The organism is Reichenbachiella ulvae, assembly GCF_025833875.1.
Classification (GTDB): Bacteria; Bacteroidota; Bacteroidia; order Cytophagales; family Cyclobacteriaceae; genus Reichenbachiella; species Reichenbachiella ulvae.
Map to the genome: position 1 here is coordinate 1,642,557 of NZ_JAOYOD010000001.1, position 25,229 is coordinate 1,667,785.

At 42.1% G+C, this 25,229-nt stretch carries 15 protein-coding genes; 5 read left to right on the top strand and 10 right to left on the bottom strand.

Annotated elements, in window-relative coordinates; genetic code table 11:
- Positions 1-7: 7 nt before the first annotated feature.
- Positions 8-2,491: an ATP-dependent helicase HrpB gene (gene hrpB / locus N7U62_RS06660; RefSeq protein WP_264137120.1), complete on the top strand. Its 2,484-nt coding sequence runs from the start codon at positions 8-10 to the stop codon at positions 2,489-2,491.
- A 2-nt stretch (positions 2,492-2,493) separates the two neighbouring features.
- Here hrpB and N7U62_RS06665 read toward each other — a convergent pair whose 3' ends face one another.
- Both N7U62_RS06665 and N7U62_RS06670 read right to left on the bottom strand, forming a co-directional pair.
- On the bottom strand, positions 2,494-3,684 hold the full coding sequence (locus tag N7U62_RS06665) for a lipase family protein (protein ID WP_264137121.1): 1,191 nt from the start codon (positions 3,682-3,684) through the stop codon (positions 2,494-2,496).
- Between the two features lie 54 nt (positions 3,685-3,738).
- Positions 3,739-5,265 (bottom strand): peptide MFS transporter, encoded by a 1,527-nt coding sequence (locus tag N7U62_RS06670; protein WP_264137122.1) that lies wholly within the window; start codon positions 5,263-5,265, stop codon positions 3,739-3,741.
- A 168-nt stretch (positions 5,266-5,433) separates the two neighbouring features.
- On the opposite strand from N7U62_RS06670, the gene N7U62_RS06675 reads away from it, so the two are divergent.
- The 3 genes from N7U62_RS06675 (at position 5,434) to N7U62_RS06685 (ending at position 9,796) form a co-directional block, all read left to right on the top strand.
- On the top strand, positions 5,434-6,930 hold the full coding sequence (locus N7U62_RS06675; protein ID WP_264137123.1) for an SMP-30/gluconolactonase/LRE family protein: 1,497 nt from the start codon (positions 5,434-5,436) through the stop codon (positions 6,928-6,930).
- A gap of 118 nt (positions 6,931-7,048) precedes the next feature.
- Positions 7,049-8,644: a phytoene desaturase family protein gene (locus tag N7U62_RS06680; protein ID WP_264137124.1), complete on the top strand. Its 1,596-nt coding sequence runs from the start codon at positions 7,049-7,051 to the stop codon at positions 8,642-8,644.
- An 84-nt stretch (positions 8,645-8,728) separates the two neighbouring features.
- Positions 8,729-9,796, top strand: a complete 1,068-nt coding sequence (locus tag N7U62_RS06685) for a patatin-like phospholipase family protein (RefSeq protein ID WP_264137125.1) — start codon at positions 8,729-8,731, stop codon at positions 9,794-9,796.
- Between the two features lie 38 nt (positions 9,797-9,834).
- Here N7U62_RS06685 and ilvC read toward each other — a convergent pair whose 3' ends face one another.
- The 7 genes from ilvC to N7U62_RS06720 all read right to left on the bottom strand — a co-directional run bounded on the left by ilvC (position 9,835) and on the right by N7U62_RS06720 (position 22,288).
- On the bottom strand, positions 9,835-11,316 hold the full coding sequence (ilvC, locus tag N7U62_RS06690) for a ketol-acid reductoisomerase (protein ID WP_264137126.1): 1,482 nt from the start codon (positions 11,314-11,316) through the stop codon (positions 9,835-9,837).
- A gap of 90 nt (positions 11,317-11,406) precedes the next feature.
- Positions 11,407-12,291 (bottom strand): AraC family transcriptional regulator, encoded by an 885-nt coding sequence (locus N7U62_RS06695; protein ID WP_264137127.1) that lies wholly within the window; start codon positions 12,289-12,291, stop codon positions 11,407-11,409.
- Positions 12,292-12,343: 52 nt separating this feature from the next.
- Positions 12,344-14,284: a DUF3857 domain-containing protein gene (locus N7U62_RS06700; RefSeq protein WP_264137128.1), complete on the bottom strand. Its 1,941-nt coding sequence runs from the start codon at positions 14,282-14,284 to the stop codon at positions 12,344-12,346.
- A 3-nt stretch (positions 14,285-14,287) separates the two neighbouring features.
- Complete coding sequence (locus N7U62_RS06705; protein ID WP_264137129.1) at positions 14,288-16,240, bottom strand: transglutaminase-like domain-containing protein; 1,953 nt, start codon at positions 16,238-16,240, stop codon at positions 14,288-14,290.
- Between the two features lies 1 nt (position 16,241).
- A complete protein-coding gene (locus tag N7U62_RS06710; protein WP_264137130.1) occupies positions 16,242-19,496 on the bottom strand; it encodes a tetratricopeptide repeat protein in 3,255 nt (1,084 codons plus the stop codon).
- Positions 19,497-19,707: 211 nt separating this feature from the next.
- A complete protein-coding gene (locus tag N7U62_RS06715) occupies positions 19,708-21,423 on the bottom strand; it encodes a DEAD/DEAH box helicase (protein ID WP_264137131.1) in 1,716 nt (571 codons plus the stop codon).
- Positions 21,424-21,493: 70 nt separating this feature from the next.
- The gene (locus N7U62_RS06720) at positions 21,494-22,288 is read right to left on the bottom strand and encodes an alpha/beta fold hydrolase (protein WP_264137132.1); all 795 of its coding nucleotides are present in this window, start codon (positions 22,286-22,288) and stop codon (positions 21,494-21,496) included.
- A gap of 106 nt (positions 22,289-22,394) precedes the next feature.
- Here N7U62_RS06720 and N7U62_RS06725 point away from each other — a divergent pair, with 106 nt between their 5' ends.
- Complete coding sequence (locus N7U62_RS06725) at positions 22,395-24,695, top strand: patatin-like phospholipase family protein (protein ID WP_264137134.1); 2,301 nt, start codon at positions 22,395-22,397, stop codon at positions 24,693-24,695.
- Here N7U62_RS06725 and N7U62_RS06730 read toward each other — a convergent pair.
- On the bottom strand, positions 24,692-25,210 hold the full coding sequence (locus N7U62_RS06730; protein WP_264137135.1) for a hypothetical protein: 519 nt from the start codon (positions 25,208-25,210) through the stop codon (positions 24,692-24,694). The genes N7U62_RS06725 and N7U62_RS06730 overlap by 4 nt on opposite strands.
- Between the last annotated feature and the right edge of the window lie 19 nt (positions 25,211-25,229).

The following is a 25,229-nucleotide window of genomic DNA, read 5'->3' on the forward strand; positions in this document are numbered from 1 at the left end:
GGATTTTATGCCATTCGATCCATTTCAAATAGACCTTCCAATCACTGAGGTAATTGCGCCAACTCAGCAACAGCTGAAAGACAACAACACTTTGATTGTACATGCACCTCCGGGAGCGGGCAAAAGCACCCTGCTGCCTTTAGCGCTATTGGAAGAGGAATGGTTGAATGGAAAGAAGATCATAATGCTGGAGCCACGGAGACTGGCTGCACGATCTATTGCTACCAGAATGGCAGAACTGATAGGCGAAAAAGTGGGGCAAACCATTGGCTATCGAATTCGCTTCGACAATAAGGTATCTGACAAAACCCGTATCGAAGTGGTAACGGAAGGTATTCTTACTCGCATGCTCCATAGCGACAATGCGATCGAAGAAGTGGCGATGGTGATTTTTGACGAGTTCCATGAGCGCAGTATCCATGCAGATGTGGCACTAGCCCTATGTCGAGAAGCTCAGCAAGTACTAAGACCTGATCTCAAGATCATGATTATGTCTGCTACGCTCAATACTAATGAGCTGACAGAACTCCTTCAATCACCATTAGTCGAAAGTAAGGGGCGACAATACCCTGTAGATGTGCACTACGAAGATCAGCAGGACGAATGGATGATGTCCGAAATCGCCGCTCGCATGATCAGTAAGGCTGTTAAAAAACATGAAGGCGATGTACTGGCCTTTTTCCCTGGTCAGGGCGAAATATCTCGATGCGAAGAAATCCTCAGAAAAGACCTCAAAGACTTTGCTATTCATCCTTTGTATGGATCACTTCCGCACGGCAAGCAAATGGCTGCCATTAGACCCAACAAAGATGGGAAACGAAAAATCGTACTGGCTACCTCGATCGCAGAGACCAGTTTGACCATTGAAGGAATTAAAATTGTAGTAGATACAGGCTTTGGACGTAGCTCTCAATTTGATCCTCAATCGGGGCTTTCAAGACTTCAGACCGTTCAGATCAGTCAGGACGCGGCAGATCAACGTGCAGGACGAGCAGGACGATTGAGTCCTGGCGTGTGCTACCGCATGTGGTCAAGGGCGACCCAGGACCGGATGCAAAAACATCTAACACCAGAGATACTGGAGGCCGACTTGGCTTCACTGGTATTGGACATGGCCCAGTGGGGTATCACCAATATCGATGAGATGACCTGGCTCACTCCCCCACCCAAAGCGGCCATTTACCAGGCTCAAGAGCTCCTTCATCAGCTAGAGGCACTCGAGGACGGTAAGATTACAGATCATGGACAGGCACTCCATCGACTGCCTTGCCATCCGCGTATTGCTCACATGCTGCTCATGGCAGAAGATCAATCGAATCTGGCTTTGGCTTGCGACATTGCCGCCTTACTGGAAGAAAGAGACCCATTGGGCCGAGAAGCAGGTACGGACATCAACGAGCGAATCATCGTTCTAAGAAGACAGCGGGGCGAAAACCGATTGAACCGTCATTTCAGCCGAATAGAAAAAATAGCTGGCCAATACCGCAAACTATTTGACGAAGAAGCAGAAAATGACAGCTTCGACCCATACGAAACCGGCATTCTGCTCTCTTACGCTTACCCTGAGCGAATTGCCTATGCTCGCCCGGGAAACAATGCCCAATTTCAACTCTCTAATGGGAAATATGCAATGCTAGGGCATAAAGATGATCTGGCTCACGAACCCTGGCTAGCCATTGCCCATATGGATGCAAGAGATGGCATGGGCAAGATATTCATGGCCTCCCCACTCAATCCAAGGGACCTGATGCCTATGGTCAAGGAAAAGGAAATCATTACCTGGGACACCAGACAAGGAGGCCTGATTGCCTCATTGGATATGCGTATCGGAAGCATCACGCTGAAATCCACACCTCTTCCTGATCCAGACGAATCTAGACTGGTCGAAGCAATCAGTGAAGCCATCAAGAAGGAAGGTGAAAGGCTTTTGGACATCAACAAAGAGGTGATCAAATGGCAAAACCGAATATTGAGCCTTCGCAAATGGAACCCCGGACAAGGTTGGCCAGATGTCAGTACCCCAACGCTTCTGATGACCAACGGTACCTGGCTCTCTCCTTATCTGGATGGTGTAAAGAAACCCGATGACCTTAAGAAATTGGACCTAAAATCCATCCTACACCATTCTCTTGATTATGCCTTACAAGGCAAACTCGAGGAGTTGGCTCCTGAGAGAATCGAGGTACCTAGCGGATCAAAGATTCAATTGGAGTATGCCTCTGATGGAGCTGCACCGGTTCTGGCTGTTCGCTTGCAAGAGGTTTTCGGATTGGCAGAGACTCCTCGAATCAATGACGGTAAAACTCCGGTTTTAATGCATTTGCTATCCCCAGGATTCAAACCAGTACAGATCACCTCTGATCTCAACAGCTTTTGGAACAATGCCTATTTCGAGGTTAAAAAGGACTTGAAAGGTCGCTACCCTAAACACGTGTGGCCTGAAGATCCATGGAAGGAACAAGCCATTCGAGGTGTGAAAAAGAAGAAGTAGGCTTATAAATTCTCTGGTAGAATTTCTGGCCTGATCACATCATACTCTTGCCTAAAATAGGTCTTCATCAAACTGAGGTAGTAATTATGAGGTTTATGTTGAAAAAACATTGGCTCCTTCTTATAAAAATGTTTGTTTACAACATGGCCAGTTGCCGGATCAATAGAAATTTTATTTAATAAAGAATCACTTTTCAATATAGATGAATCTTTAAGGACTTTGGGGTACTCCACTGGAGGCAACTCAAACCTATTGCCAATTGGATAGTAGTTAATTTCATTTCGATGTTTAGGCATTTCTACAGAGCCAAGCTCATTGACGATTCGTGACTCTGCACGACTACTCATAGTATCGACAAAACGTGTTACTTTTCTATTAAGTGAATTAAATAAGATATTACTTAAAAAATCCATTCTATCAATTTCACCATCTACTAAGGCGTGTATCTCCTTAGAAGAGAGCGTACCTTCCTCATAACTAATTGGCAGTTTTGGCACTATATCCGAAGGGATGATAAAACTAAAACTCCAGCCCTTCTTTGCATACTCTAAGTTGTATTCATCTACAAAGCTCTTATTTCCAATCATAGGATTGGCAAAAGCATACATTTTAAACTGGTTCTTATCAGAAATCATCTCTGGCCCTAACCTATCGAGATAAACCATCATCAATGCAGCCAAAGAACCTCCCTGACTATGTCCTGTAATGTATATATCATATATACCAATAGCATTCAAATATTTGATCTGCATCAGCACAGACTGATGTAGATAGGCTAATCCCAGCAGATAACCTGAATGAACTGCAGCAGTCGAATCATCCGATAAATCATAGTCATAGGCTTCACTTTGAATCTTGATTTGACCTTTGGCTGGAATCATAGCCGACTTGAAATTAGCCAACCAGCTTAGTTCCTGATCAGTGGAACCCCTAAAATTCAATACTGCAGCCTCATTCTCCCCCTTAATATAAACCTGAAATTTATTATCCATTCCAAGCGTGCCTGAGGTAAACTCCTTTTTATATCCATCAGGAAGGATGACAGAATCATCATCATATAATTCTAAATATGTAAAACTGTTACATATCTGAATCATATCTTTCACTTCATGCCACACAAGTCCCGACTTAAACTGGGCATAAGTGACCTGAAAAAAAAACAAAAACAACAGGAAGATAAAAACCTTTTTCATGATTATAACTTTAATCAAACTTAAGTAAATATCATACCAAAAAAGAAGTAAGCGCTAGTGAATTCCATGCATCATCTTTTTCATCAATGGAGCCAAAACGAAAACCATAGCAGCACCACTCACGACTAAAAATGCAATGCTTTCGAATCCTTCGGTATAAATCATCAAAGACTCCATTGGATCCACATCTTCTGCAGCACCTTCTACTGCCAGGTATTTGCCCACTGCACCTACAATCCTAAAAGCGAAAGAAGAACTCAAAAACCAAACCCCCATCATGAAACTAACCACCTTTGCAGGTGCTAATTCTGTGACCTTAGACAAACCAACTGGTGACATAAATAGCTCTCCTGTGGACATAAGAAAATATCCCGCAACAAAAGTCCACATTGGCACTTTGCCTAATTCACTGGCAAAACTCCCACTCCAGGCGAACATCGCATAAGATGCACCTAGAAACAGTAACCCATAACCAAACTTGTAAGGAGTATAAGGGTTTGTTCTCAGCTTAGACAAGCGAACCCACATCCACGAAAACGGAAGTGCCAAAAGAATAATTACTAAGGCTGTAATGGAATTAGTTTGAGAGGCATTCATACCAACCAAATCCACATTTCTGAAAGCAAAAAGCGTCAATGTACTACCGGAAAGCTCCTGACCACCCCAAAACATAGTCATAAACATGGTGAGCAATACTATGACGAGTAATTGCTGCCTTTCAGCCTTGCTGACCTGAATCATCGTACTCACAATCACGGCGAGAATTACAGCCAAAATAATATAGAAAATATACTCTACAACCTGCCCCTCATAATGCACTTCACCAATTAAGGGAATGTAGATTTGACCATAATACATAATCAAAGCCACAAGCGGAACGATACATATTGCGATAATAGGCACCCATCTTTTAATGCTGATACCCGCAAATTTATTCTTCAGGTATTCTTCATCAGATGCGAAACCATGCTGACCAAAAATCCCATTAGCAATACCCAGTCTAAAAACAATAAGCCCTGCAACCATGCCTATACCTGCCGCACCGAAACCATAATGCCAGCCATAGCTGAATCCTAGCCATCCGCAGAATAAGGGAGCTACGAAAGCCCCTGTGTTTATTCCCATATAAAACAAAGTGAATCCAGAGTCACGGCGTTTATCTCCGGTAGGATATAGCGCTCCGACAAATGAGGAAATATTGGGTTTGAACAAGCCATTACCTACAATCAATAGGGCAAGAGCCATAAAGAAGCAAACCTCATTTTCGAAGGCCAAAACAAAATGCCCCAATGCCATAAATATCCCTCCTATCGTAATGGCTCGACGAAAACCTAAAAGCCGATCCGCCAGCATACCTCCCAAAACAGGCGTAGCATAGGCAAGCCCACCATAGGACGCATATATAGTCCCTGCAATATCATCTCTGTCCACTAAGGATCGATACACTTCTTCAGTCATGTAGAGCATCAAAAGTGCTCTCATGCCATAGAAACTAAAACGCTCCCACAGCTCAGCGAAAAACAAATAGAAGAGTCCTTTAGGGTGACCAAATAATTGTGGTGTATCGAGTTCCTGATTCATATTTCCAATTTCTACACTTTTCAATCCGCTAATATATCAAAACAACTGAGTTTACAACTTACCGCCTGTGTAGATATTCCGAGCTCCCAAACATATCATCCTATTCACCAACTATCCCTGCAAAAACTAATAGGATATTGACTAACTTCCCTTCAACAAAAGCCGATTATGAAAAAACTATTGACACTACTAGTTCTGTTATCTAGTCTCCAAATTCATGCCCAGCAATCTCTGGGAATCTTCGACAATCACTTAGACATAGGCTCTTCCAAAAACGAAGGATTTGCCTTTTATGATGCTTCTAATCAGACCTACACACTTGGGGGGTCTGGTGTCAATGTTTGGGGCACCAATGATCAATTCCATTATTTATGGACTACTATTCAGGGTGATTTCATTCTTAGGGCCGAAGTGGAATTCCACGGTCAGGGCGTAGATCCTCACAGGAAGGCAGGATGGATGGTAAAAAACGATTTGGAAAGCAATACTGCCCATGTCAATGCCTGTACACACGGCGATGGACTTACGTCATTGCAACATCGCAAAGAGACCAATGGAGAAACATCAGAGAAGGTGTCTCAAGATTCATCAGTTCAAATGATTCAGCTCGAACGCCGGGGCGATACATTCATCATGTCTACAGCTCAATTCGGTTCAGAACCTACCGAAGTGCAATTGGACAGCATGCCAATGGACACTGAGGTATATGTCGGACTCTACGTATGTGCGCACAATCCAGACATTACGGAGACGGTTACTTTTAGAAATGTCAGAATCTCTCGTCCAGCTCCCGAAGATTTGGTTCCTTATCAAGATTATTTAGGCAGTCGATTAGAGCTTTTGGATATCGAAACTGGGCATAGAACATTGCTCACAGAATCTGCACATTCCATTCAAGCACCTAATTGGACACCTGATGGTCAGACACTGATCTACAACTCTAAAGGTCGATTATACAACTATGACTTAGAATCTGGAAATATATCATCGCTCAACACAGGCTTTGCCATCAACAACAACAATGACCATGTCCTGACCTTTGATGGAACCAAAATGGGTATCAGTCATCACAATGCAGATGACGAAGGCAATTCGAGCATCTATTATCTACCTATCGAAGGAAGCGATCAACCTATTAAAGTCACAAAATCTGGAGTGGGCGCCTCCTACCTTCACGGCTGGTCACCCGATGAAAGCAAAATGATATTTACAGGTCACCGCAAAGGACAATATGACATCTATCAAGTGGATGTAAAGACGGGTAAAGAAACCCAACTGACGAACGAAAAAACACTGGACGATGGCTCAGAATACAGTCCGGATGGCAAATACATCTTCTTCAATTCGGTCAGGACTGGGACCATGCAACTTTGGAGAATGGATGCCAATGGCAAAAACCCAAAACAATTGACCTTTGATGAGTACAACGACTGGTTTCCTCATGTCAGCCCTGACAAGAAATGGATCGTATTCATTTCATTCCCAAAGGACATCAATCCTAATGATCATCCATTTTACAAACGTTGTTTGATACGTCTGATGCCACATGAAGGAGGTGAGCCCAAGGTGATAGGCTATATTTATGGAGGGCAAGGAAGCATGAATGTACCTAACTGGTCACCAGACAGCAAAAAAATCGCACTGGTCACTAACACTGACAATTAAGTAATAAGACTTTTATCAGTCATGGCTTAAGATTTAGAATAGTAGCTATTATCTTCGACTTTGTATCAAAATAGGAAGGAAATCAAATAGCTAAAACTATTTTGATATCAACAGCTTCATGCCAAAAAACTATTCTAAATTCTCTCCTAACCTAGACAAGGGACCCTATGATCATATCATCATTGGCTCTGGTATAGGCAGCCTCACCCTGGCTACCATGCTTGCTCGCTGTGGCCGCAAAGTGGCCATATTCGAGCGTCATTACGTCCCGGGTGGTTTCACTCACGCATTCAAAAGGAAAAATGGATTCCAGTGGGATGTCGGAGTGCACTACATGGGCAACATGACCAAAAAAGATGGTTTAAGAAAGATCATGGATTTCTTAACCAACCATAGGTTGGAATGGGAACCCATGGGCGACATCTACGATGTGGTATACATAGAGGGAGACAAATATGAATTCCCGGCTGGAAAAGAGAATTTCAGAACCCAGATGAAGGGCTACTTCCCTGACGACTCTGAAGCCATCGATCAATACCTGGACCTCATTGATCGCACAAATAGAAAAGGTTCGGCTTTCTTCATGGAAAAATCCTTTGAACCCTGGCTGAGTTGGCTACTAGGCGGTCTCATTAGAAAACCCTATCAAAAAATAAGCAACCGAACTACCTTTGAGGTACTAAACGACATCACCAGCAACCCACGACTCATAGCCGTACTATGCGGACAGTGTGGAAACTATGGACTACCTCCTAGAGAGAGCAGTTTCGCAGCACACGCCATGGTCATTGGGCATTTTATGGAAGGGGGCTTCTACCCTCACGGTGGCAGCCCTAAAATAGCTGAAAGAACCCTGGAAACTCTGGAAAAACTGGGGGCAGACATCTTTGTTAGTTCTGAGGTATCTGAGATAGTTGTCGAAAAAAACCGTGTACTTGGAATCAAGGTAAAGGAGCATTTCATTCCCTGCAAAAGTGTAATCAGCAATATTGGTGTCAACAACACATTCAATTATTTGCTATCAGAACCACAACGAAAAAAATGCGGTTTCGATCTGCAGTCAGTTGAGCCCTCCAGTGCTCATCTTTGTTTGTACGTAGGACTGAACAAAGGGGATCATGAATTGCAGCTGCCTAAACATAATATCTGGTGCTACGCCAACGAACACATCTCGTCCAACCTAACTGATATCACAGCAGAAAGTGCTGCAAGCAAATTTTCGTACATCTCCTTCCCTTCTGCCAAAGACCCGGAATGGAGAAAAGAAAATCCCGACAAGGCCACCATACAGGCCATCACAGCAGCGCGATACGATTGGTTCAAAGACTATGAAGAACAGCCCTGGCTTAAACGAGAAGAAGCTTATCTGCAGATCAAAAAGAGTTTTGAGAATAGCATGTTGGATCGCTTGTACGAATTAGTTCCTCAAATCAAAGGACATGTACAATATACCGAGGTTTCTTCTCCTCTCAGCACCCGTCACTTCACCAATTACAAGAATGGAGAGATATACGGTCTGGCACATAGCCCTGAACGCTTCAACCTATCTTTTCTCCGTCCATATACCAAAATCAAAGGGTTGAAACTAGTAGGTCAAGACATCACGCTAGTAGGTGTAGGAGGCGCTATGCTGTCCGGCATGCTTTGTGCCATCACTATTCTCAAGTTCAGAATTTGGAAGGTTTTCAAGGCCTTTAACGAGCCTCTCCCTTAAATCCAATTATGAAATAGCTTAGGATTTTCTTAGATTCGAACAGCGGCATACTGAGAATCAACCATTTATCAACCTGTACTAACAATGAAAAAAGTAAGAATCCTAAGCCTGGATGGCGGTGGCATACGCGGAATCATCCCTGCCACGATCATGTGCTATGTCGAAAAAAAAGCACAAGAGATCACTGACAATCCCAACCTTCGAATAGCCGATTTATTTGATTTCTCGGCGGGTACAAGTACTGGAGGAATATTGACCTGCCTCTACCTCTGCCCTGGCGAAGATCCCGAGGGACCTATATCTAAGTTCACAGCAGAAGAAGCCCTGGACCTCTATGTGAAATATGGCTATGACATCTTTAACAAGTCCAAAGTCAAATGGTATGATCTGAAAATGATGTTTGATGCGACCCAGTATTCACCCAGAGTTCTGGAGAAATTGGCAAAGGAACGCTTTGGAGATAAGAGACTAAGTCAGCTACTCCGTCCTGCATTGATCACCACTTACAATTTAAAAACTGAAAGCACCTTCTTCTTTTCTTCACGAGAGCCAGAAAGTAAAAAAAGGGATTTCTACCTTAGAGATGTAGCCAGATCCACTTCAGCGGCCCCCACTTATTTCCCTCCTGCCAAAATCAAGAATCTGGCGGATCCCAACCAACAAATGATCAACCTGGATGGAGGTGTATTTGCCAACAACCCAACGATGTGTGCCTATGCTGAAGTTCGGGATTCGAAATTCGGATCTCTGAAAGAACCCTCGGCTAAAAACATGCAAATCCTATCCATCGGAACCGGTGGTGGCAATCTCAAAATTAAAGGAGTCAATGACAGCCAAAAGTGGGGCATTTTGAAATGGGCAGAAAACATCCCAAATATCATGATGGACGGAAGTGCAGACACCGTAGCCTATGAGATCCAAAGTATCTTCAACTCGTTGGAATCGAAAGAACTCAAAGAGCAGTATCTCAGAGTAGACGTACCCGTTGAGCTTAGAGATAGCTACTCTTCGGATATGGCTGATGCCTCTAGCAAGAACATCCGAAAATTGCAGCTTGCAGCTGAACAAACCCTGAAACTGCAAAAACCAGCACTAGATCAACTAATTGGTCTATTGGTAGAAGAGCTAAAAACAGAAAAAGCCCACACCTAAATGGATGTGGGCTTTGCTAGTTTTAACTAATTAGAATATTATCCTAAAGCAATTTGCTTCATGGAAGTCATCGCTTTTCTCAATCTCTGTCCAACTACTTCGATATCGTGCGTTCTCAACTTGTCGTTGATTTGAATCAAAGTCACGTTATCTACTTGTCCATCTACTGTTTCGTTGTAGTCTTTGCCGATGATGTCAGTTTCTACTTTGGTCATGAAATCAGCCAATAATGGCTTACATGCATGATCAAAAAGGTAACATCCGTACTCAGCAGTATCAGAAATCACACGGTTCATTTCGAACAATTTCTTTCTTGCAATCGTGTTAGCGATCAATGGCGTTTCGTGTAGTGACTCGTAGTAAGCAGACTCTCCTTTGATACCCGCTTCGGTCATGGTTTCGTAAGCCAGCTCTACACCCGCTCTTACCATAGCTACCATCAACAGACCTTTGTCATAAAACTCCTGCTCAGTGATTTCTACATCAGCAGCTTCTGTTTTCTCAAAGTTCGTTTCACCCGTCAAGGCTCTCCAGTTCAACAAGTTCTTGTCATCTTCAGCCCAATCCTTCATCATTGTAGATGAAAATTCACCTGACATGATATCGTCCTGATGCTTCTGGAACAAGGGTCTCATGATGTCCTTCAACTCTTCAGAAATCTCGAAACACTTGATCTTAGCTGGGTTAGACAATCTGTCTACCATACCAGATACACCACCATGCTTCAATGACTCTGTGATTACTTCCCATCCATATTGGATGAACTTGGCAGCCCAACCCGCATCTACACCTTTCTCGATCATTTTGTCAAAGCAAAGGATAGATCCAGTCTGCAACAATCCACAAAGGATCGTTTGCTCTCCCATCAAATCTGATTTTACTTCTGCCACGAAAGAAGACTTCAAGCAACCTGCTCTGTGTCCACCAGTTGCTGCTGCATAAGCCTTAGCATATGCCCAACCCTTACCTTCTGGATCGTTTTCTGGGTGAACAGCGATCAATGTAGGCACACCAAACCCTCTTTGGTACTCGTGTCTCACCTCTGATCCTGGAGACTTAGGAGCCACCATGATAACAGTGATATCCTCTCTGATTTGCATTCCTTCTTCCACGATGTTGAAACCGTGAGAGTAAGAAAGTGCAGCGCCTTTTTTCATTAAAGGCATTACAGTTTCTACTACATTAGTGTGCTGCTTGTCTGGCGTCAAGTTGATCACCAAATCAGCAGAAGGAATCAACTCCTCATAAGTACCTACTGTAAATCCTGCTTCAGAAGCATTCACGAATGAAGCTCTTTTTTCGTCGATAGCTGCTTGACGAAGTGCGTAAGAAATATCCAAACCAGAATCTCTCATGTTCAGACCCTGATTCAATCCCTGTGCACCAGCACCTACAATTACAATTTTCTTTCCTTTCAAAGCTTCAACACCATCGTTGAACTCTGAATTATCCATAAATTCACAAACGCCCAACTGATTCAGTTGCTCTCTTAGCGGTAATGTGTTGAAATAATTTCCCATGTATTTGAAGATTTTATATTGTCCCATTATAAACTATGACACAAAAGTGAACATTAAGCGCAATACTACTATGGTGATAATGAGAAAAGTTTAGGTACTTTTCAACGATTCGTCTCGATAGGCATTGGGAGTCTGCCCAGTAAATTTCTTGAAAAACTTGCTAAAGTAGGACTGATCTTTAAAACCCAGCTGTAGGGATATTTGAGAGACAGACAAGTCCGTATGCTTCAAAAGACGCTTAATTTCAAGCACTTGCTTATCAAAAACCAATTCCTTAGAGGTTTTACCCGTCAATAACTTCACCGTATGGGTCAAATGATTCTCTGTCACATTGAGCATATCGGCATATTCCTTCACGCTCAAATTCAATTGGTATTTTTCCTCGATCAATTCACGAAATCGCTTCACCATCAGATGCCCCTTTCCTTTTTCTACTGCCAGTTGCTCATGTGGATACAAGCGCTCACAAGTGTTCAAAATCAAATCCAAAAGCGAATTGGCAAACTCTTGGCTCCCCTCCTGTTCCATCACCTCACAGCCCTTTTTGAACAAGCTAATAAGGAAATCAACGTCACTTGAATTGGTTAAGGACAAAGGCGGATTTTCCTGCTTCAGATTGAAGAAAAACGGGTATTCTAGGAGCTTGTTCTTATTGCTGCGATCGAGGAGATAAAACTCTGCAGTGAAAAGAAAAATGTAACCCGCTATGTCCTTAGATAGCTCCAGCTTATGCGCCTGCCCTGGACTCAAAAAGAAAACACAAGGTGGTTTGACCACATATTCATTGCTATCGATCACATGAATCCCAGATCCCTGTGTCAGGAACAATACTTCGAAAAAATCATGCCTATGAGGGTATTGCACCTCGAAATGTCGATTGGCATCAAACACCTCTACTTGATATGGGAATTTCGAGCCCGCGATGGGCTTGAATTTATCCAGACTATAGATCGGTATTCCTTTCGATTCAGACATGACTCAAAAATAGCCAGAAAAGAATTTTAAGGCGATCATGCATGCACTCTTATTACGAACTGCGCTTAAAGATCAAAGACACTTTGTTCCAGTCGGCAGCTGCATTGATCACTTTTCTGAATTCCTCGAACCGATTCAGAGGGAAGTATATCTGATTGTAATATTCTGATATCTCGATATAGAGCTGATTGTCCTTGATTTCATAACTAGACACAAACTGGTAGATGACGCGATCTCCTTCCCTCACCACATCATTCATGTTGATGCTTTCAAGATTCTGAATAGAATAGCCCTTGGGCAAGTCCACCACGATCTCTCTAAAGTAGCTTCTGTTACTCACATTCTCTACTGGAAACTTTCTTTCCTTCTCCTGATACAATTGAGATTGGGGCCCGATCAATTCGCCCACTTTTAGTATGAAATTCGGGCCGGCCCGTTCGATAAAACCTTCTGTATCGAACGCTGCACTAATCACAAACGGCTCCATCCAGGCATCATAGTTATCGTTTAACTCACTCACTTCTACCTTTTCGATTTTGGCTTCTTGCGAAATATATCGAACCATTTCATCCAGCATTTGATCTTTCCTTTCCTGATCCATCCAGCTTATCGCCGATTTCAAGAAGCCAGCCTGATTACCTACAAAAGCCTGATCAACCTGCACTTTCGTACTGGAAAAATCATCCGAAATTTGTACTTTGATATCCAAATTGTTCTGATCGGTGAGATAGTTCTGCTCTGGGATATAATCCACTCTCGTGACTGGATATACAAAATCCTGAATCTTGGTAGGTTTAATGAACAAGGCATAAGTAGCCGTTAATTCCCCTGGTATCAAGCCCAAACGACAATTGACTGCAGAGGGAGACATGTATTGCTTAGTCTTTGGCAAATACATCAAAAAATCATTCAGGTAGCTCCAGGAATCAAAGTCTTCATTGAACCGAGTTTGCGTTCGGTCGGATGTCACTACAATCTCATAATCCACCCCTAGCTGTTTGGCTATACCCACAAACAGTTTGAGAAAAGCCCGCTCATGAGCTGTTCCGTTGGTCAATAAAAACTCCAGGTCAGCTGGTGCATTCTTGTCTGCGTAGTACTTGTTCTTGACTACATGTTCGAGCAGTCTAAATCGGTCGATAGCTGAAAGGTTAGATGGATTATTCTCATCAAGTAGCTTTTTAAGCAGTTTTGTCTCTGACTTAGAATAATCAATGGCTGATTCGTAAATCCTCTTTCCTGCATCTGGATAGGTATTCAATCGCTTTCTACCTGCATTGCTATTGTAGGCCAATTTGAAATCAATTCTTTTTTCCATTGCCTCCCCACCAGAAAACTCCTCAGATACAAACTCAGGAATACTCTCCATACTGAGCTCATACTCATTTACCGTTTCCGAAGTATCCACTTGCTGTACACTTAGAGAATCATTGATCGTTTGGAATTCGAACTCCATATTTTCAGGACATCTTAATCCAAAATCAAATTGCTTCACAGGGTAAGGAAACTGAATGTTTAAATTCTCAAATACAGAACCATTTACTCTTTTGACATATCTATATTCAATTTCACTACCGATTTCTGCCCCCTCCACAGCAAATATTCGATAACCGCTATCCTTCGTTTCGTCCTTCACCTCCTTGACATCATTTTGATCAAGACTGGTAGTCTTACCAGAGGCAGAGATGGTTCTAGATTGAATATCCAGGACATCAATCACATTGGTCATCGGGATGTAAATTTTGTTTTTGCTTTGCAAGGCCTCCTCATTGTTCACCTTGGCGATTTCGTGGTAGGTGATATCACAAACAAAACTTCCTTTGTCATCATACTTATAATCATAGTGCACCGCTCTATACATGTAATACAAGGGGTATTCTTGCTCGTCTACAGCTAGATCATAGGGCTTGCGATTCTTTTCCCATTCGCTTTGGGCTTGAACCAAAACAAAAGAAAAAAGCAGGATAATAAGTAATGAAAAGCGTTGTAACATAAATCAATTGGTTAGTTTCAAAACTGTAGTATTTCTTAATTGGTTGGCATAGGCTGAGATGGCATTGTTCCAGCTTTCGAATCGATCTGGTGATATAATGAGCGTATTCACATAAAAAGTCTTGGTACAAACTATTTCACCCTCTTTCAATTCATAGCCGATATCATAACCAAACTCATCCGTTTCAAGCTGAGAATTTTCTGGAAGATAAGTCACCTCATAGCCCTCAGGAACTTCGAATACTGTGACCGAACGGTTCACATACTGGTAGTCATTCTCTAGTGCCGAACTTCTGTTTTGTATAAAGTCGGCAGAAGCACTTTTGTCCAGACACAAATTAACATAGGTCTCACCCATCAATGAGTTGGTATAGTCCGCAATATTGAATTCGTAATCAATTGTAATCGGCTTGCTCAATTCCGAAAGCCCCTCTATTTCATAACTATCCAGTAAAAACTTATTACTTCCTTTACTCAACAAGCGTTGGAGATACTTCTCCTCTCCTTTTTGAGTCTTTTGATTGAGCTTATACGAATTGGCGACCTGAACCAGGCCTGTCAATGAAAGGCGGCCTTCACCATACAATACACCATCCTGCAAGCGCACATAGACCGTATCAATCATCAAATTTTTCTCCTTGGGAATCACTGGCACTTCCAGAATTTCATATTCCTCTTTGCCTTTACTCACCAGGGCTTCCTTCCCTTGAATCATACTCGTAAGGTAACCGAGCGGAGTAAATCCCCCTGTGGCATCCAGGTAGACCAACTCGTCCCCTAGCTCCACACTGGCAATCATATGATTGTCGACCGAAGGGCTGGCAAGTTCTGAATACCTGTAAGGTAAGTCTCTACTACCAATCCATGTATAGTAGGATTCTAATCCCACACTTCTTAGCATGGATACCAGTAGACTGGACATATCCTTGCAGTCTCCATATCTCTTGCTCAAAACATAATCTGACGAATGAGGAATAAAACCTCTCATTCCCTGCTCAAAAGCAATGTACCTAACATTGCCCTGCACCCATTCGAATATCTTTTGGACTTTTTCGTAATCGCTTTCAGTCCCATCCAACAGAGAATTTGAAAGTGTCTTTACCGCCTCACTTACTTCGAGAGTGTCAACAAAAGTCCTATACCAGGCATGTAAGTCATCTAAATCTGCAAGCACCTGAGTCACCTTTCCATCCTTATCAGCATAAGAGGCAATGTTGACATGGATCATCGGACATAAGTAGCTGAATGATGGACTGCCCTCATCCATTTTGATTTTGTCCAGATTTTCGGCACTGTACTCAATGACCTTTTGTCCCTCGTCATTTACATATTCTTTAAGGTTGTATTCAAATTCCGGACTCAAACCGGGGTTTTCATAAACCTCATGTCGCAGCTCAATTCCCTTATCAGCTACGATGGTAAACTTGATCTTCTCAATTGGCATATGAGACATAAAGAAATAGGAGCTGAGCAAGTGAGGATCTGAAATCTGACGGGTGTATTTGTTTACTATCTTGGCACCTTCGACCAATTGGGGATAGTTAAAGCTGATCCATTCTGTATCGTCATAAAACACATATGAATCTTTATCGAAGGATCTTTTAAACTCCTCCACTTCATACTTCTTGTACTTCTTTTTGAATGGCACGAGACTATAGGCCTCAATCTCATCCACATAGGAAAAAGAATGACTATACACACGATCCTTCGACCAGGCTACAGGATTATTGAGAATGATGATTTCTTGAAACTCAGTAGATTCTATCAAAAGCGAATCGCCAGAGTTAACCACCCTCAGTTCACGCCACATCTCGGTCACCACTGCATTTTCATTAGGATATCGGGTTCGGTAGTCATTCAACTCTTCCTCGGATGTATAAAAATCCGCTGAGCTATCTATGGCTTGAGCACTAAAACCACAAAGCAACCATAAGCCTATGAATATCCTTCTTCTCATACTAATACTCCACATCATTCCAATAGTAGGTTTTATAAACCAACTTGCCCTGACCATCATACACTTTATGCCAACCTTGCTTGTTTCCGTTGACCCAATTTACCTCCTCTTTCAAACGCCCATTCTCATGGTACATCTTTTCTGTTCCATTTTTGTAATCTTCATGATATGGAACCTCGAGCATTTTCTTACCAGATGGCCAAAATTTCTCAGTTAAACCTTCTGAACGTCCTTCTTCATAGCGATAAACTGCATACAATTGACCGTTCTCATAATAGTGCTGTGAAGCCCCGTGATAAATACCTTTTTTGTATTGCTGCACAACAGAAACCTGGCCATCGGCATAAAAGGCCTTTATTTCCTCATCTTTCTGAGGATCCAAAAATATAGAATCACATAGCGTATTTTGATCAGTCAAATACTGGTAGGCATAAGGCTCAGATTCCACATTGTAATATTTAACCAATTGCAATGCACCGCTTGGCCCATAGTACTTTCTAGCCCCAACCAAATCATCAGCATAATACTCACTTTCAACATGAACTTGTCCTGATCGGTAGTAAGACACTCCTTTGCCCTGTCTGTTCCCATTGAGATAAGAATCCACAGATTCGAGCTGACCATTATCATAGTAGTATTTCCAATCACCGTGTCGTTCATCGTCTAGATAAGTGCCTTCTACATCCACCTGCCCTTTGTAATCATAGTGCGTATATTTTTGGAGTAGGCTTCCTTCCATGCTGTATTCAGAAGATTTTCGACCCGAATTATTATAGTAGGTGATTTCGTTTACATCTATCCCGCACTTCTTTTCAGACTTTTTAAACACACTACCCGAAGCTCGCAGTTCTTTGTAGGCTTTACCTGACCTTGGAATCGTCTCAGTTTGAACTTCCTTTCCCAGGCTATCATATTTAACAAAACCTATGAGTGTACCGTCTTTATATATATCCTTGGAATAAAGCTTGCCCTGTGGACCGTAATATTTGGATTCACCATTCAATTCCACTCCTCCTTCGTAGGCAGTCAGAGCCTTGATCGTACCGTCTGAATAAAACTCTCTCCAATACTGCTGAATGTTTCCATCTTTCACCCAACCTTCTTGCTTCACATTTCCATTTGGGTAGTAGTTTCGATAATATCCATTCAGTTGTCCTTCTTCAAAATATCCATCAGTAACCTTATTGCCATTCTCATCAAATTCCTGATAGGCTCCATGCCATTTGCCATCTAGCATGTTACCCTGTTCCTCAATCACACCATTAGGAAAATATTCTGTATAAGGTCCATTGATCTCTCCTTGTGTCAACCGCCCCTTTCCAAGTAGTTTTCCAGATGCATAATAGGTTTCATAGGGCATATTTCCTTCTGGATCGCTGGCTTCATAAATAAGGCTACCATCCTTTCCATAAAAAGCGTACTCAACCAACGCATCCTTTTCGAACCTTCTTTTGCTATGCAGCTTGCCATCGATATCGTACCAGGCTTCTTGTCCATCTAGCGCCCCTTCCTCATCGTACTGCTGCTCTTTCAACAGCTCACCATTTCTGTAGTAGTAAAGCCATTGCCCTACTTTCAGCCCCTCTTTGTAGGCACCCCTTGCACTTAACTGCCCATTATCAAAATAGATTTCCCAGGGACCATTCATTTCATCTGTTTTGTATTGTCCGATCTCATAGGTACTACCATCCGGATAATAACGCTTGTACGCTCCCTCTACAACATCTGCTGAATAGATGAACTCTTGATCAATTTGACCATTCTTGTAATACCTGATATATGGACCATTCAAGTCACCATCTGCCACCTGATACTTGACTTTTAGCTCTCCTGTTTCGTAATAGACTTCACCTTGACCTGTACCGACTCCATCCACATAAGGATATTTTTCACTCAAAGCACCACATGGATGGTACCATCTCCAGAAATCTACGATATCCCCCTTCTCATAACTTCCTTTTGAGACTACATCACCTTCTTCCGAATAATTCACTACTTCTCCTACTAACTCACCATCGATATTGTAATGCTCCTCTTTCTTCAGCTGTCCGTCATCATAGTAGTAGAACCAATCCCCAGATTTATACCCGGGTTTATGATACCAACCTTTGGCTTGTAGCCTTCCATTGGGATGATAAAACTCAAAAGGCCCCACATTGTTTCCTTCCTGATCCTCATTACCGATAGCCTGAAGACTCTTGTCCGAGTAATACCAATGAGAATATTGAGCCGTGCTGTCCTGAACTGTACGGACATTAACTTTTCGATTGGCATCCAGTTTTTCGTTAGCGATTTCGATCCAGGCATCTTTTTCTTTCTGATGTTTTTCCAGCCATTGATCGATCTCATCTTTGTTGGCAGAGGATAACATGAAGTAGACATAAGCATCCGTCAACTCCTCCTTGGCTATTTTTTCAAGGAAGGGGACGTAGAAATTCATCCAAAAATCATCCGTTCTTGACACATATTTCAGCGAATTGATAAGCAGTTCACACTGCTGCGCCACAGGAACTTCAAAATCCACCTTTGATTGATAACGATCATCCAAAGCAGCCTTGGATTTCATCAAGTCATCATAGTATTGAAAAAGCTCATTATCGATGGATAAACTAAGGTTATTTTCTTCTCTATACGCATCGCTCACCAAATCATTGATCCTGACCAATGCCCAATTCTGATCAGGGTTGATCGCCAAATAGATCAAAAAACTCATAACGGCCTTTGTTCTTTGGTTGCTTTGAGATAGAATATTACCCATAACCTGATGGGCACTTGAATAGTAGGGATTCAATGTCAAAACTTCTTGAAATTTGCCAATGGCTTCCTCATATTTCCCTTGACGATATAGACCAAAACCTGTATTGTAAATCAAAGAATGATCATAAGGGTAGAATTGCCGCCCCTTTCCATACACCTCTAATGCCTTCTCAAGAGATTCATTGTTCAGGTAAGCATTGCCTAATCGGATATAAAAAAGACTAGTCAGGTCTGTCCGAGCAGACATTAGACTATCTCCAAATTGATAAGCGCTATCCAGATCCAGTTGAATGAGGCAACTCAATACTTCGGCCTGTGAGGCCACATAGTTGCTATCTGAAGATGGGATAGACTGAAGAAGATCCAGAGATTCTTGATATTCTCCTTCTTCATTGAGCTGATAAACAGATTCAAAAACTTGATTAGAATCGATTAGAGGAACACTATCCTGAGCTACTTGAACTTGTAGAAAGGAAGCCAGTAATAAAGTTTGCAACATGCGATTAATGTACTATTTGGTTGATTAATTAGCCTTGTGCTTGTTACAAGTTTAATGAATCTTCTGACATAGCCGTACAAATCACACATTTTATTGATCGGATGGTCACTCTAATAAGAGTCTGAATGGTACAATAATCAATCAAGCCAGGTGATTAACTGATAAAAAAAGGCCACATCATTTTTACCTTGATGTGGCCTTTAATACCATTTTATCTTCGTTTCCTTCTATCGCGATCTCGGCGCTTTCCGCCTCCTCCGCCTCCACCGCCAAAGCGTTTTTTAGCTGGACGACCTCTGTCTCCTTCAGGTTTACTTATTTGACCTGCTTCCTCTACTTTGATATCTCTATCATCGAATTGATAGCCTTTGAACATATCGGGAAGTTTTCTAGCCACACTTTCTTTCAGTTCGAATACCGTGCGTTTCTTCTGCATATCGATCGTTCCCAGGTCAGCATTATCCATTCCGCTCACCTCGAGAATGATGCTTTTGAGATCACCCTTAGAGACCGCATCGATCTTACCGATATTGATCGCCATATTGGTAAATCCACTTCTTCTGTTTCTAGAACCCGCTCCAGGACCATCTTCGGATCTGGACATACTATTCACATTGAGGTCACGAGTGTCTACAGCCCCCATGTTATCTATTTCCTTTTTCAGAAGCTTATCGATCAATTCTTCCTTGCTTAGAGATTCAAGACCTTCTTGAACTTTAGCTCTGATCTCATTAGGTAAGCCTTGACCCATATCCTGGTCCAATATAGACTGCATCCAGGTATCAATACGTCCATTCAGTATCTCATCACCAGATGGAACCAACTTTCTCTCGAAATTGATACCAAGCACCTTTTGAATTTGTTCCAACCTTCTTTTTTCGCCTTTGGTTACCAGCGCAATAGAAAGTCCCTTTTTACCCGCTCTGGCAGTTCTACCACTTCTGTGAGTATAGAATTCCAATTCGTCAGGTAATCTGTGGTGGATCACGTGCGTCACATCATTGACGTCTATTCCTCTTGCAGCCACATCAGTCGCTACCAACAGGTTGACCGCTCGATCCTTGAACTTGCGCATAACCAGGTCACGTTGACTCTGGCTCAGATCACCATGGATCGCCTCAGCCTTATATCCTGCTCGGCCCAACTCATCTGCAATGTTTTGAGTATCTATTTTGGTTCTACAAAACATCACCCCAAAAAGATCCGGCTCGGTATTGAGCAGCCTTTTCATGGCTTCCATCTTGTCAGACAACTTCACCAACATGTACTGATGCGAAATATTGGTATTCACCTCTACCCCACTTTTCACTGAGATCTCATGCGGCTCATGCATGTATTCCTTTACTATATGACGAATATCCTTCGGCATGGTCGCAGAAAAGAGCCAGGTTGACTTGTCTTCTGGAGTTGAAGCCAGAATCAAATTAAGCTCCTCTTTAAAGCCCATATTCAACATTTCGTCTGCCTCATCCAGAACGAGATAGCGAAGCTGCTTGATATCCATCACCTTACGATTGATCAAATCTACCAATCGACCAGGAGTAGCAACCACAATTTGTGGTTTGGCTTTCAATTTCTTGATTTGTGTAGTGATAGGAGCTCCACCATACACGCACTCAATCTTAATCTTCTTATTGTATTTCGCGAAAGACTTCAATCCTTCGGCAATCTGCTGCGCTAACTCACGGGTTGGAGACAATACAACCCCCTGGCACATGTTAGCTTCATCGTCTATTAACTCTATCAAAGGCAAGCCAAAAGCTGCAGTTTTACCTGTGCCAGTTTGGGCTAGTCCTATAAAATCTTTCAGAGAGGAAAGCAAAAAAGGTATGGCTTCTCTCTGGATATCAGTAGGTTTCGTGATCCCCTGTTCATCTAGTGCCTTGAGGATCTGATCGTCGAGACCTAATTCTTTGAATGTATTCAATACTTCTTAATTAATTTGAGGCGCAAAGGTACGGATATTGACTATAGCAATCTAACTATCTGTCACTTAATCAATGAACACCATTAAGGAAGACCTCCATGGTATTCACAACTTGCCATGATTCCTCTACCGGTGCACAGTGCCCAGCTTCCTTAATCACAGCCAATCTGGCTTGCGGTATTTTCAACTTAATGTTTTTGGATTGATCAGAAGGAGTGATTAGATCCCTCTCTCCCGCAATGATCAAAGTCGGCATATCCAACTCTCCCAAAAGAGGTTGCAGACTGCTCCTATTCATATATGCTCGAAGCAATTCAACAGGCCGTCTCTTCGACTTTATGATTTCCGACTTCAAATGCTGAACCTCTTCGCTCCTCAATTCATCCACAAGAAAGCGAGCTGAAAAAAGCTGCTTCATCAGACGATTGACTATTAGTTTGACACCAAAAAGCTTGATCAAAAGACTTTGCCAACCTAAACGCCATTTGCTTCTTTCTGCATCAGCATTGGCATTGATCAACACCAATGATTTAATCAATTCGCGATGCTCTTTGGCCAATTGCATGCCGATATTGGCTCCTACCGAAAGGCCAATGAAATGGCAGGGACCTGCTTGTAACCCTCTAATAAATTCCGCAACATCCAAAACCAATTGCTCTAGTTCAAAAGCCTCCTCCACCGCATCACTTTGTCCTTGTCCTCGTAGATCCAGGACAATGCATCTATACCTTGCCTTGAAGTAGTCCATTTGGGCTTTAAAAACCATAGAACTTAAAAAGATACCATGACAGAACAACAGAGTATCTGGCCCAATCCCATATTCTTCATAATAGACTCGTGTATTGTTAATGTCCAGGTAAGGCATGTATAGTTCAAATCATTTGGCTAAAAAGCATTCAGATGTATCGAAAAATTGGATATCAATGAATAACTTATAATGTAATGCATATTCAACAGTTTCTTACTTCATAATGGCCAAAAAAACCATCCAGCATAGCATTTTCGAACGATTCATTTTTTCCTTCCCTGTCCAGCTGCTGGTCCAATATTTCAAATCTCATCAGCTCCTGCTTTTACCGTGGATTTTGACTCTTCTCTTTGTAACGAATTCAGCGGGTAGAGTCATGGGGATCCCCTACCTGTTTCTTGATCCCGAATATATGCACCAGGTCAATTTTTGGTCCTTTTTCATCATGGGAGTTTCTTTTGGCACTATGGTGACTGCCTTTCATATCACTGGCTACATTCTACACGGAGGTAAATACAGATTTGTTGGTATGCTACAGAAACCCTTTAGTAAGTTTTCCATCAACAACAGTATTATACCGTTTTCCATCTTATTGATCTACCTCAGCTCAATCGTCGTATTCCAGCACCAATACGAAGAAAGTTCCAAGCTGAAGATTTCCCTTTTCGTTTTGGCCTTCCTATTAGGTCTTGTGGCAATTATTTCCATACTATATGGATATTTCAAATTTACAAACAAGGACATTTACGCCTTTATCACCAGAAAACTAAACACCAAACTCAAACTTATCAGCCTAAGTAGAATTAACATTCTGGACCGATTGGCACTTAAGAAAAAACGTAAAGTCTACTCCTTTCTAGACCTCAATTTACGCTTCAAAAAAACAAGTGAAATCCTTCACATCCCTGACAAAAAAGTCATTACTAAAGTATTTGACCAAAACCATTTGAACTCTGTGATTCTGGTAGCCATTTTGCTGACCCTCATTTTGCTGATGGGTCTGGGTGTGGATCATCAAGCCTTCCAAATCCCTGCGGCTGCCACTGTCTTTATTCTTTTTTCCATTCTGACCATGGCCGTTGGTGCGCTGGCTTATTGGGCCAAAGAATGGGTTGTCACTGCGGTAATTGTGATCTATTTGTTGATGGATATCTTCTTTGTGTCTGGTGTCATTCTTGACTATCATGAGGCATTTGGGATGAATTATGAGGGCAGCAAAGCCACCTACTCCATTCCTGAATTGCAACGCATGAATACTGACAGCATCATCGCTCATGACAAACGACACATGCTGTCCATTTTAGAAAAGTGGAAACAAAAACAGAGTGACAGCTTGCCCCAAGCGGTATTTGTATGTGTAAGTGGCGGTGGATCCAGATCGGCACTTTGGGCCTTCTCCTCACTATCGGCCATCGACAAAAAACTAAACCAATCTTTAACCGATCGAACGGTGCTAATGACAGGTGCCTCTGGAGGCATGGTGGGTGCCTCATACTATAGAGAATTGGCCTATCAGGCAAAGCAGAAAAGAATTGATAGCCCAGACGATCTAAAATATTACAACAACATATCCAGAGACAACCTCAACCCCATGATTTTCAATATGGTTGTCAATGATCTTTTCTTGCGAAACCCAACTTTTAACTATGAAGGGCGCGAATACTCCAAGGATAGAGGCTATGCATTTGAGAGGCAACTGAACATCAATACTAACTACGCTCTGGACAAAAAACTCATTGAGTATGGTCAACTGGAAAGCGAAGGTAAAGTCCCGCTCATACTCTTTGGCCCCACGATCATGAATGATGGGCGCAAGCTATACATCTCCTCTCATCATACGGCATATATGAATACTGAGACGCACGCAGCTATTGGAGTACAAGAAGCGGTAGTAGATGCCATTGACTTTATGCGATTCTTCGAAGATCAGGATGCAAAAGATATTAAATACACTTCTGCACTAAGAATGAACGCCTCGTTCCCTTATATCACACCCAGCATCTCACTACCCAGCAATCCGACCATCAAAGTCATGGATGCAGGTGTCACAGATAATTTTGGATTGACAGATGCCATTCGCTTCATTTATGCCTTCAGAGATTGGTTTGAAGAAAACACCTCAGGAATCACCATCATATCCATCCGTGACACCAAAAGAGTACAAGCGATCAAACCACAGGCCTATCAAACGATATTTGACAAAATTGCCAACCCAATCAGTAGCGTCTATAACAATCTGGCCAATTTTCAGGATGTCAACAATGAATACAAAATGGCCTACCTAAAAGAGTGGTATGAAGGCCCAGTCAATCATTTCGTGATTGAATATGACATGTATGAAGACTTCAGGGTCCAAAATGAATTGAGAGGGATATCCAATGAGGACAGCACCAAAGCCAAACGCCCCTCACTCAATTGGCACTTAACAGCCCGAGAAAAACAATCTATTATGAGAAACATTGATTCAGACAACAATCAACAAACAATTCGTCAATTGATTGAGCATCTAGGCTATGAATACTAAAGTCCTTCTAAATGATGAACATGTTCGTCAATGATATCTATTTGACCCGTGATCGCTCCTACATATTTCACCAATTCCTTTTCCATCTTCTCTACCTCCTTATCGTATTTCTTCCCTTTTGAGCGCCCATAATTCTTCTCTATTTCATTGAATTCTGAACATTCCGTATGGATAAAATCAAGGAAGTTTTTGGTGGTATAATCCTTTTCTAATTTTTCTATATCCTTGAGTGTGGCATGCGCTTCCTCATCCTGACTCTCATCATATTTTCTGGAAACAGTCTTATAAAGAACGGAATCATAATGATGGATAACTTTTACCAGATTGATGGTATTGCGTCTGTGTTGACCATTGGTGCAATATTCTTTCATCCCATCATAGGTTTCCAATATCACAGCTTCCCGGTCCCAAATCAGCGTAAGACTATCAACTGTTTTCACGATAGATGACTCTTGAGCAAAACAAGGTACCGTGAGTATAATGGCTAAAATTGTAAGTAAGGTGATTCTATTCATGCTAGTTAAATGTTCGGTT